Here is a 10,148-nt window from a genome sequence, read left to right on the forward strand (position 1 = left end):
CCGGCGCGCCCCCGACCCCACCACCGGACAGGTGGCGCTACACCAGCCACCCGACCACCGAAACGGGCCGCCGCAGGCATCAGGGGCGCGGGGAACTGCGCGAGAACCCCCCACCGGCCCGCAGGTGACCACAGGGGCGCGGGGAACTGCGCGAACGCCCCCACCGGCCCGCAGGTGAAAGCGATGGCCCCGCCACATCAAGGGGCGCGGGGAACTGCGCGAGAACCCCCCACCGGCCCGCAGGTGGAAACGATGGCCCCGCCACATCAAGGGGCGCGGGGAACTGCGCGCCAAGCCCCCACCGGCCCGCGGTGAACAACGAAACCGCACGCACCCCAAAAGGGACGCGGGGAACTGCGCACGAGCGGCGTCACCGGCACCCCGGTGGCAAAGGGGGGCGCGGGGAACTGCGCACGAGCGGCGTCACCGGCACCCCGGTGGCAAAGGGGGGCGCGGGGAACTGCGCGCAAGCGGCGTCACCGGCACCCCGGTGGCAAAGAGGGGCGCGGGGTTCACCGCGAAGGACTTTCACCGGGCCCAGGTGAAGTGGGGACCGTCACGCTCAGCAGGGGCGCTTCCGTAGTTCCATGACGTAGTCGTGCGGCGCCCCCGCCGACTCCGCCGCGTCGGCGATCTCCCCGAGGTAGCGGGCCGAGGGCAGCCCGCCCTCGTAGCCGTTCAGCGCGTACGCCCACGCCGACGACTCGCCGTCCAGCGTGTGCACCCGCAGCCGTATCCGGCGGTAGATGTCCAGGCCGACGCCCTCCCAGCGGTCCAGCGCGTCCTCGTCCATCGGCGCGATGTCGTACAGCGCGACGAACACCTGCGACAGCGGGTCCTCGACGATCGTCGCCAGCGCGCCCTCCCAGCCCATGTGCTCGCCGCCGAACGTCAGCCGCCAGCCGTTCAGCCAGCCGGTGGCGCGCAGCGGCGAGTGCGGGGCGCGGCGGGACATGAGCCGCGCGTCGAGGTTGCCGGCGTACGCGGCGTAGAGCGACATGCGGGAAGCCTACGGCAGCCCCTCACACCGCCCCCGCCCCCGGAGACCCCGTTTGTCACGGACACGGCACGTCCGGCGCCCCCGGGCGGTACCACGCCGGACGGTGCGGGACAATGGGGTACGTGACTCGGATCGTGATCATCGGTGGCGGACCCGGCGGATATGAAGCGGCCCTGGTGGCCGCCCAGCTCGGCGCGGAGGTGACCGTCGTCGACTGCGACGGCCTCGGCGGCGCGTCGGTGCTGACCGACTGCGTGCCGTCGAAGACCCTCATCGCGACGGCCGAGGTGATGACCACGTTCGACTCGTCGTACGAGGAGCTGGGCATCATCGTCGCCGACGACACCCCGCCCCTGGAGCAGGCCGCCCGTGTCGTCGGCGTCGACCTGGGCAAGGTCAACCGGCGTGTGAAGCGGCTCGCGCTCGCCCAGTCGCACGACATCACCGCCTCCGTGACCCGCGCAGGCGCCCGTGTGCTGCGCGGCCGGGGCCGGCTGGACGGCATGCAGGCCCTGGACGGTTCCCGCAAAGTCGTCGTCACCGCCGCCGACGGCTCCGAGGAGACGCTGACCGCCGACGCCGTGCTGATCGCCACCGGCGGCCACCCGCGCGAGCTGCCCGACGCCCAGCCGGACGGCGAGCGCATCCTGAACTGGACGCAGGTCTACGACCTCACCGAGCTGCCGGAAGAGCTGATCGTGGTCGGCTCCGGTGTGACCGGCGCCGAGTTCGCGGGCGCGTACCAGGCGCTCGGGTCCCGGGTGACGCTCGTGTCGTCCCGTGACCGCGTGCTGCCGGGTGAGGACCCGGACGCCGCCGCCGTCCTGGAGGACGTGTTCCGCCGGCGCGGCATGAACGTCATGGCGCGTTCCCGCGCCCAGTCCGCGAAGCGGGTCGGCGACCGCGTCGAGGTGACGCTCGCCGACGGCCGGGTCATCTCCGGCACGCATTGTCTGATGGCGGTCGGCGCCATCCCGAACAGCGCGGGCCTCGGCCTGGAGGAGGCCGGTGTCAAGCTGCGCGAGTCCGGGCACATCTGGACCGACAAGGTGTCCCGTACGACCGCGCCCGGTGTGTACGCGGCCGGTGACGTGACCGGCGTGTTCGCGCTCGCGTCCGTCGCCGCGATGCAGGGACGTATCGCCATGTACCACTTCCTCGGCGACGCGGTGGCCCCGCTCAATCTGAAGACGGTCTCCTCCAACGTCTTCACCGACCCCGAGATCGCCACCGTCGGCTACACGCAGGCCGACGTGGACGCGGGCAAGATCGACGCCCGTGCGGTGAAGCTGCCGCTGCTGCGCAACCCGCGCGCCAAGATGCAGGGCATCCGGGACGGCTTCGTCAAGATCTTCTGTCGTCCGGGCACCGGGATCGTCGTCGGCGGTGTGGTCGTCGCGCCGCGCGCCTCGGAACTCATCCACCCGATCTCGATCGCGGTCGACAACAATCTGACCGTCGAGCAGATCGCCAACGCGTTCACGGTCTACCCGTCGCTGTCCGGCTCCATCGCCGAGGTGGCCCGGCAGCTGCACACCCGCAAGACCGCCTCGGAGGCGTAGCACCTTCCCCGTCCGCACGCGCGACCGTACGGCCGGCTCCTCGTCCTTCCGGGCCCTCACGGGCCCTTCCGGGCGGGGAGCCGTTTCGTCGTGCCCGGAAGGGCCCGTGAGGGCCCGGGCCCCGATCATGCGGATGGCATAGGCGGCACGGATAGGCCTTATACCACCTTCCGCTGTCCTGTGCGAACAACTTCGTTTAATCGGCGCATACTGCTGAAACCAGACGGTCGCCCGCGTTACTGTCAGTTTCGTGTTCGCTGCAGAACGTCGCCAATTGATCCTCGAAATGGTGCGAGCGAACGGTGCCGTGTCGCTCCGTGAACTCGCCCGCGTCGTCCAGACCTCCGAAGTGACCGTACGGCGGGACGTGCGTGCACTGGAGGCCGAAGGACTCCTCGACCGCCGGCACGGCGGTGCGGTACTGCCGGGTGGCTTCACCCGGGAGTCCGGCTTCCCGCAGAAATCCCATCTCGCGACCGCCGAGAAGACGGCCATCGCCGACCTCGCCGCCGGTTTCGTCGAAGAGGGCGAGGCCATCGTCGTCGGCGCCGGCACCACCACCCAGGAGCTGGCCCGCCGGCTCGCCCGGGTGCCCGGTCTGACCGTCGTCACCAACTCCCTGTTGGTCGCCCAGGCCCTGGCCCACGCCAACCGGGTGGAGGTGGTGATGACCGGCGGCACGCTGCGCGGCTCCAACTACGCGCTCGTCGGCAGCGGGGCCGAGCAGTCGCTTCAGGGGCTGAGGGTGTCGAGGGCCTTCCTGTCGGGCAGCGGACTGACCGCCGAACGCGGGCTGTCCACCTCGAACATGCTCTCGGCCTCCGTCGACCGGGCCCTCGTCCAGGCCGCCGCCGAGGTCGTGGTCCTCGCCGACCACACCAAGCTCGGCACGGACACCATGTTCCAGACGGTGCCCACCGACCTCATCACCCGCCTCGTCACCGACGAGCCGCCCGCCCACGACGACCGCGCCGCCACCGAACTCCAGGCCCTCGCAGACCAGGGGGTGCAGATCGCCGTGGCCGGGGCGAACGGGAACCAGGGGGGTGACGACGTCCCGGCGCGCCGGCAGCAGCGCCGGGACGTGCCGCTTCCCGCGCCGCGCCGCCAGGTGCCGCTGCGGGCCGCGAACGCCTTCGGTGAGCAGTCCGCCGCCACCGAGCGCGCGGCCAGGGTGGCCGACCTCCGGCGCCGCTGAGTCTGCCGTACCGGGCCGGCCGCGACGCCCGGCCCGGGGCCGCCCCAGGCGTCGTACGAAGAAAGCGGGCAGGCCGCCCCGGGCCTGATACGCGCGTTCCCCGCACCCGGCGAACCGGGAACGGGGAACGGGAACCGCTGTGTCGGGCGGCGGTCAGTCCTTGATCTCGCAGATCGCGGCGCCCGACGTGACGGACGCGCCGACCTCCGCGGACAGGCCCTTGATGGTGCCCGCCTTGTGCGCGTTCAGCGGCTGCTCCATCTTCATGGCCTCCAGGACGACGACCAGGTCGCCCTCCTTGACCTCCTGGCCCTCCTCCACGGCGACCTTCACGATGGTGCCCTGCATCGGGGAGGCGAGCGTGTCACCCGAGGCGACCGGGCCGGACTTCTTCGCGGCGCGGCGCTTCGGCTTGGCGCCCGCAGCCAGACCCGTACGGGCCAGGCTCATCCCGAGCGACGCCGGCAGGGACACCTCCAGCCGCTTGCCGCCGACCTCGACGACGACGGTCTCACGGCCCGCCTCGTCCTCGCTGTCGGCGTCGGCCGGCGCCGCGAACGGCTTGATCTCGTTGACGAACTCCGTCTCGATCCAGCGCGTGTGCACCGTGAACGGGGCGTCGGAGCCGTGCACCTCCGGCGCGAACGCCGGGTCCTTGACCACCGCGCGGTGGAACGGGATCGCCGTCGCCATGCCCTCGACCTGGAACTCCTCCAGGGCGCGGGCGGCGCGCTGGAGCGCCTCCTTGCGGGTACGGCCCGTCACGATCAGCTTGGCCAGCAGCGAGTCCCAGGCCGGGCCGATGACACTGCCGGTCTCCACACCCGCGTCCAGGCGCACGCCCGGACCCGACGGCGCGGCGAACTTGGTGACCGTGCCGGGCGCGGGCAGGAAGTTGCGGCCCGGGTCCTCGCCGTTGATGCGGAACTCGAAGGAGTGGCCGCGCAGCGGCGGGTCGTCGTAGCCCAGCTCCTCGCCGTCGGCGATGCGGAACATCTCCCGCACCAGGTCGACACCGGCGACCTCCTCGGTCACCGGGTGCTCCACCTGAAGACGCGTGTTGACCTCGAGGAAGGAGATCGTGCCGTCGTTGCCGACGAGGAACTCGACCGTGCCCGCACCGACGTACCCGGCCTCCTTCAGGATGGCCTTCGACGCCCGGTACAGCTCGGCGGTCTGCTCGTCCGTCAGGAACGGCGCCGGCGCCTCCTCGACCAGCTTCTGGTGCCGGCGCTGGAGCGAGCAGTCACGCGTCGATACGACGACCACGTTGCCGTGCCGGTCCGCCAGGCACTGCGTCTCCACATGCCGGGGCTTGTCCAGGTACCGCTCGACGAAGCATTCGCCGCGGCCGAAGGCGGCGACCGCCTCGCGCACCGCGGACTCGTACAGCTCCGGCACCTCTTCCAGCGTGCGGGCCACCTTCAGACCGCGCCCGCCACCGCCGAACGCGGCCTTGATCGCGATGGGCAGGCCGTGCTCCTCCGCGAAGGCGACGACCTCGTCCGCGCCGGACACCGGGTCCGGCGTACCCGCGACGAGGGGAGCGCCCGCGCGCTGCGCGATATGACGGGCGGCGACCTTGTCACCCAGGTCGCGGATGGCCTGCGGGGGCGGGCCGATCCAGATCAGCCCGGCGTCGATGACCGCCTGGGCGAAGTCCGCGTTCTCGGAGAGGAAGCCGTAACCCGGGTGGATCGCGTCAGCGCCGGACTCCTTCGCCGCGTTCAGGATCTTGTCGATGACGAGATAGCTGGTGGCCGGGGTGTCACCGCCCAGGGCGAACGCCTCATCCGCGGCGCGGACATGCAGAGCGTCCCGGTCCGGGTCGGCGTAGACGGCCACGCTCGCGATCCCGGCGTCCCGGCAGGCCCGGGCCACGCGGACAGCGATTTCGCCACGGTTGGCGATGAGCACCTTGCGCACGATTGAGGCTCCCTCCTTGAAACAAGCCGAGTTTAGGGACTGCCGACACGGCACTTCGACCCGTCCCCAATGGTGAGCTTGCCCACACGGAGCGTGATGCGGGGCACGCTCGACCCGCGAAATCCCTTGTCGCACCTCGGTACGCAGGACTCCTCCGGAAAACCCTAGCCCTCCCATGTGGTCAAGGTCTCTGTGAGGGCGTGTGCGGGGCCACTCGGATTCTTTGTGGAGTCCCTACGAATGGCCCAATGATTCTTTGCCCGCGGCACAGCTCTTGTCCCCTGCTTTACCCGTTAGTAGCGTTCGCGCTGTCGCGAACGTACTCGGGGTGACTACAGCCGCGCCGATGCCGCGGTCGGAAGTGGGTGGAGAGCGTGGTGCGCAGACCGGTGGCGTGGGTCGTGACGGTGCTTCTCTTCGCCGAGGCGCTCGGGATCGCCGCCGTCAACTGGTTCCTCGGCATGGTCGCGGACCGGCAGCAGATGTCGCTCGCCGGTGTCGACCCGGACGTCATGGAGACGTCCTCGAAGGCGGGGGCGGTCGTCTTCGGCCTCTACTTCGCGCTGTGCGCGGTGGCCGCCCTGCTGGTCGCCGTCCGCGACCGCGCCCCCGGGCTCTTCGGCCGCATCCTGCTGATCAGCGCGGCGGTCGTGCACGCCCTGCTCGGCGCGCTCGCCTGGGGGCTGATCGGCTGGACCGCGTTCGTGTTCATGGTGGTGATGCTGGCGCTGATCGTGCTGCTGCTGATGACGTACGACGGCCAGGAGGGCGCGGGCGCGCCGGGCGCCGCCGGGAACGGCCCCGCGGAGCCGGAGACGGGCAGCGCGCGGCCGGACGGCACGGCGCCCGCCGACGCCGGGGCGCCGGCGGGCGGCGAGACCCCGGCGGGCGGCACGCCGACGGCCCCCGGCGGGGTGCCCGCGCAGCGCGACGGGCGGCGGGAGCCCGAGGCGGCGCTGGGGCGCTGAGGGGGCGACGGGCCGCCGGGTGCGGGCGAGCCCCCGCAGCTCAGGCGTCCCACGCTCCGCAGCCGCACCGGTGGCTCAGGCGTCCCACGCCCCGCAGCCGCACCGGTGGCTCAGGCGTCCCACGCTCCGCAGCCGCACCGGTGGCTCAGGCGTCCCACGCCCCGCAGCCGCACCGGTGGCTCAGGCGTCCTCCACCGGCGTCCACAGCTCCGTGATGCCGACCCCCAGCTCCCGCAGCAGCCGGCGCAGCAGGGGCAGGCTCAGCCCGATCACATTGCCGTGGTCCCCGTCGATGCCGTCGATGAACGGCGCCGAGCGGCCGTCCAGGGTGAAAGCGCCGGCGACGTAGAGCGGCTCGCCGGTGGCGACGTACGCGGCGATCTCCTCGTCGGTGGGGTCGCCGAAGCGGACGACGGTGGAGGCGATGCCGGAGGCGTACCGGCCGCTGACCGTGTCGTACACACAGTGGCCCGTCTGGAGCGTGCCGGCCCGTCCGCGCATCGCCTTCCAGCGGGCGATGGCCTCCTCGGCGTCGGCCGGCTTGCCGAGGGGCTCGCCGTCCAGGTCGAGCACCGAGTCGCAGCCGATCACCAGGGCGCCCTTCAGCTCGGGCTTCGCGGCCACGACGGAGGCCTTGGCCTCGGCGAGGGCGAGGGCGAGATCGGCCGGGGTGGGAGCGGAGACGGCGTCCTCGTCGACCCCGCTGACGATCACCTCGGGGTCGAGGCCCGCCTGGCGGAGCAGGGCGAGCCGGGCCGGGGACTGGGAGGCGAGCACGAGTCGCCTGCGCTGAGCGGTCATGCCGTCAGGTTAGTCACCCGGCAGGGGCGCCTCACCTCCGTCCCGGGCGCCGGTCAGCGCAGGCCCAGGACGAGCATCGCCAGCAGCATGGCGACGGCCATGAGCAGACCCAGCCGCCGAAGCTTCTCCTGCATCTCGCGCAGTTCTTCCGGCGGCTCGTTCTCGGGGTCGGACCACAGCATGCCTCCAGCGTGCGGCCGGGCGGTGGCGGGGCGCCTGAGTACGCGTACTCAACTTGGCGCCCCGCACCGTCCCCGGGGCACGGTCCCCAGGCGCCCGGGGGGCGATGGGGCTCGGCTCGGCCGAACCCGGTGGGGCTCAGCCGGGCCAGTACGTCCTGGCCCAGGCCGCGCGGCCGGGCAGGGGAAGCCGCCGGCCCGCGATGCGCGCCGGGTCGTTCCACGCGTCCTTCGGGGTGTCCGCGCCCGACGGCAGCGAGGCGGCTGCCGCGGCGCGGGCCCTGACCACCGCCAGAGCGGCGGCCAGCTCCTCCGGTGTCGGGTTTCCCCGTACGACCTTGATCGTCACAGCGGCTCCTTACAGGGGGATGTTGCCGTGCTTCTTCGGAGGCAGGGATTCCCGCTTCGTACGCAGCTGCCGCAGCCCGCGCACGATGTGCCGGCGGGTCTCGGACGGCATGACCACGGCGTCGATGTAGCCGCGCTCGGCCGCGACGTACGGGTTGAGGAGGGTGTCCTCGTACTCCTGGATCAGCCGCGCCCGCACCGCCTCCAGGTCCTCGCCGTTCGCCTCGGCCTCGGCGATCGTGCGCCGGTGCAGGATGTTCACCGCGCCCTGCGCGCCCATCACCGCGATCTGCGCGGTCGGCCAGGCCAGGTTCAGGTCGGCACCGAGATGCTTGGAGCCCATGACGTCGTACGCGCCGCCGAACGCCTTCCGGGTGATCACGGTGATCAGCGGAACGGTCGCCTCCGCATACGCGTAGATCAGCTTGGCGCCGCGGCGGATGATGCCCTCGTGCTCCTGGCCGACGCCCGGCAGGAAGCCCGGCACGTCCACGAAGGTCAGCACCGGGATGTTGAACGCGTCGCACGTACGCACGAAGCGCGCGGCCTTCTCCGAGGCGGCGATGTCCAGACAGCCGGCGAACTGCATCGGCTGGTTGGCGACCACACCCACCGGGTGCCCCTCGACCCGGCCGAAACCGGTGAGGATGTTCGGCGCGAACAACGCCTGCGTCTCGAAGAACTCGGCGTCGTCCAGGACATGCTCGATCACCGTGTGCATGTCGTACGGCTGGTTCGCGCTGTCCGGGATGATCGTGTCCAGCTCGCGGTCCTCGTCGGTGACCGTGAGGTCGGCCTCCTCCGCGAAGACCGGCGGCTCCGACAGGTTGTTCGACGGCAGGTACGACAGCAGCTGCTTGACGTACTCGATAGCGTCCTTCTCGTCGCCGGCCATGTGGTGGGCGACACCCGAGGTGGTGTTGTGGGCGCGCGCACCGCCCAGCTCCTCGAAGCCGACGTCCTCACCGGTGACCGTCTTGATCACATCAGGGCCGGTGATGAACATGTGGCTGGTCCGGTCGACCATCACCGTGAAGTCGGTGATCGCGGGCGAGTACACCGCGCCGCCCGCGCACGGGCCGACGATCAGCGAGATCTGCGGGATCACACCCGAGGCGTGCGTGTTGCGGCGGAAGATCTCGCCGTACGCGCCGAGCGACGCCACACCCTCCTGGATACGGGCGCCGCCGGAGTCGTTGATGCCGATGACCGGGCAGCCCGTCTTCAGCGCGAAGTCCATCACCTTGACGATCTTCTGGCCGTAGACCTCGCCGAGCGCACCGCCGAAAACGGTGAAGTCCTGCGAGAAAACCGCCACCGGACGGCCGTCGACCGTGCCGTAACCGGTGACGACACCGTCCCCGTACGGGCGGTTCTTCTCCAGCCCGAAATTCGTCGAACGGTGCCGGGCGAACTCGTCCAGTTCGACGAAGGACCCCTCGTCCAGCAGCAGGTCGATCCGCTCACGCGCCGTCAGCTTGCCCTTGGCGTGCTGCTTTTCCACGGCGCGGGCGGAGCCGGCGTGTGTCGCCTCCTCGATGCGGCGCTGGAGATCCGCGAGCTTGCCCGCGGTCGTATGAATGTCGATCTCTTCCGGCTCGGACATCGGGATGCGGCTCCCTGCCTGCTCAAAAGGGGGGACGGTTACTCATCCGTAGCGTAGTGGTGCCTCCCCGAGGCGGCAGTGCGGTGTTTACCACACCTAGAGGTTGTCCCGTAAATGATCTGAGGCATGCAGGCTGACCTGCTCGTTTGCCTGTCATCCGGTGAGGGTGAGGTTGTGCAGGCGGGCGATGCCGAGCATGGCGTGGTGGACGCCGTCGCCTTTGAGGCGGCAGTCGCGGAGGATCTTCCAGCTCTTCATGCGGGCGAAGGTGTGCTCGACGCGGGCGCGGACCTTGCGGTGGGAGGCGTTGTGCTCCTCCTTCCAGGCCGGCAGTTCCTCGTCCTGGTGCCGGCGGTAGTGCGGGATGGTCAGGCCGGTGCCCCGGTACCCGCCGTCGGCGATCACCGTGGGGGTGGTGCCGACGGCGGCCTTGGCGCCGGACTCCTGCCAGGCCCGGCAGTCGTTGCGGTTGCCGGGCAGCGGCTTGCCGACGGCGACCACGAGGCGGGTGTCGGCGTCGATGACGACCTGGTGGTTGGTGGAGTAGCGGTAGTTCTTGC

General features: G+C 71.4%; 9 protein-coding genes and 1 pseudogene. 3 read left to right on the plus strand and 7 right to left on the minus strand.

What is annotated here, in order from left to right:
* Positions 1–562: 562 nt before the first annotated feature.
* Positions 563–1,000 (minus strand): gamma-glutamylcyclotransferase, encoded by a 438-nt coding sequence (locus MTQ10_RS22185; RefSeq protein ID WP_247471278.1) that lies wholly within the window; start codon positions 998–1,000, stop codon positions 563–565.
* A gap of 104 nt (positions 1,001–1,104) precedes the next feature.
* Here MTQ10_RS22185 and MTQ10_RS22190 point away from each other — a divergent pair.
* Together MTQ10_RS22190 and MTQ10_RS22195 are read left to right on the plus strand one after the other, a co-directional pair.
* Positions 1,105–2,562, plus strand: a pseudogene (locus MTQ10_RS22190) (NAD(P)H-quinone dehydrogenase); the annotation flags it as partial.
* A 274-nt stretch (positions 2,563–2,836) separates the two neighbouring features.
* Positions 2,837–3,760, plus strand: coding sequence for a DeoR/GlpR family DNA-binding transcription regulator (locus tag MTQ10_RS22195; RefSeq protein WP_282612484.1), 924 nt, complete (start codon positions 2,837–2,839; stop codon positions 3,758–3,760).
* A 153-nt stretch (positions 3,761–3,913) separates the two neighbouring features.
* Here the strand turns inward: MTQ10_RS22195 and MTQ10_RS22200 are convergent, their stop codons facing one another.
* The gene (locus MTQ10_RS22200; protein WP_247471286.1) at positions 3,914–5,686 is read right to left on the minus strand and encodes an acetyl/propionyl/methylcrotonyl-CoA carboxylase subunit alpha; all 1,773 of its coding nucleotides are present in this window, start codon (positions 5,684–5,686) and stop codon (positions 3,914–3,916) included.
* Between the two features lie 374 nt (positions 5,687–6,060).
* Between MTQ10_RS22200 and MTQ10_RS22205 the strand changes: the two genes are divergently transcribed.
* Positions 6,061–6,654: a hypothetical protein gene (locus tag MTQ10_RS22205; protein WP_247471288.1), complete on the plus strand. Its 594-nt coding sequence runs from the start codon at positions 6,061–6,063 to the stop codon at positions 6,652–6,654.
* A 180-nt stretch (positions 6,655–6,834) separates the two neighbouring features.
* On the opposite strand, the gene MTQ10_RS22210 is transcribed toward MTQ10_RS22205, so the two are convergent.
* From MTQ10_RS22210 to MTQ10_RS22225, 5 genes are all read right to left on the minus strand, one after another.
* Complete coding sequence (locus tag MTQ10_RS22210) at positions 6,835–7,455, minus strand: nucleoside triphosphate pyrophosphatase (protein WP_247471291.1); 621 nt, start codon at positions 7,453–7,455, stop codon at positions 6,835–6,837.
* A gap of 53 nt (positions 7,456–7,508) precedes the next feature.
* Complete coding sequence (gene mmpB / locus MTQ10_RS31350; RefSeq protein ID WP_282612483.1) at positions 7,509–7,637, minus strand: morphogenic membrane protein MmpB; 129 nt, start codon at positions 7,635–7,637, stop codon at positions 7,509–7,511.
* Positions 7,638–7,773: 136 nt separating this feature from the next.
* On the minus strand, positions 7,774–7,983 hold the full coding sequence (locus tag MTQ10_RS22215; RefSeq protein ID WP_247471313.1) for an acyl-CoA carboxylase epsilon subunit: 210 nt from the start codon (positions 7,981–7,983) through the stop codon (positions 7,774–7,776).
* A gap of 9 nt (positions 7,984–7,992) precedes the next feature.
* A complete protein-coding gene (locus tag MTQ10_RS22220) occupies positions 7,993–9,588 on the minus strand; it encodes an acyl-CoA carboxylase subunit beta (RefSeq protein WP_247471316.1) in 1,596 nt (531 codons plus the stop codon).
* A 153-nt stretch (positions 9,589–9,741) separates the two neighbouring features.
* The coding region (locus MTQ10_RS22225; protein WP_247471319.1) for a transposase at positions 9,742–10,148 on the minus strand (407 nt) is incomplete at its 5' end.

Origin of the sequence: Streptomyces sp. XM83C (assembly GCF_023072675.1) — a bacterium.
Lineage (GTDB): Bacteria > Actinomycetota > Actinomycetes > Streptomycetales > Streptomycetaceae > Streptomyces > Streptomyces thermocoprophilus.

Bases quoted from the DNA above. Each gene is read 5' to 3' on its own strand.
- MTQ10_RS22185 (WP_247471278.1), bottom strand. From the start codon at position 1,000: ATGTCGCTCTACGCCGCGTACGCCGGCAACCTCGACGCGCGGCTCATG.
- MTQ10_RS22210 (WP_247471291.1), bottom strand. From the start codon at position 7,455: ATGACCGCTCAGCGCAGGCGACTCGTGCTCGCCTCCCAGTCCCCGGCC.
- mmpB (WP_282612483.1), bottom strand. From the start codon at position 7,637: ATGCTGTGGTCCGACCCCGAGAACGAGCCGCCGGAAGAACTGCGCGAG.
- MTQ10_RS22220 (WP_247471316.1), bottom strand. From the start codon at position 9,588: ATGTCCGAGCCGGAAGAGATCGACATTCATACGACCGCGGGCAAGCTC.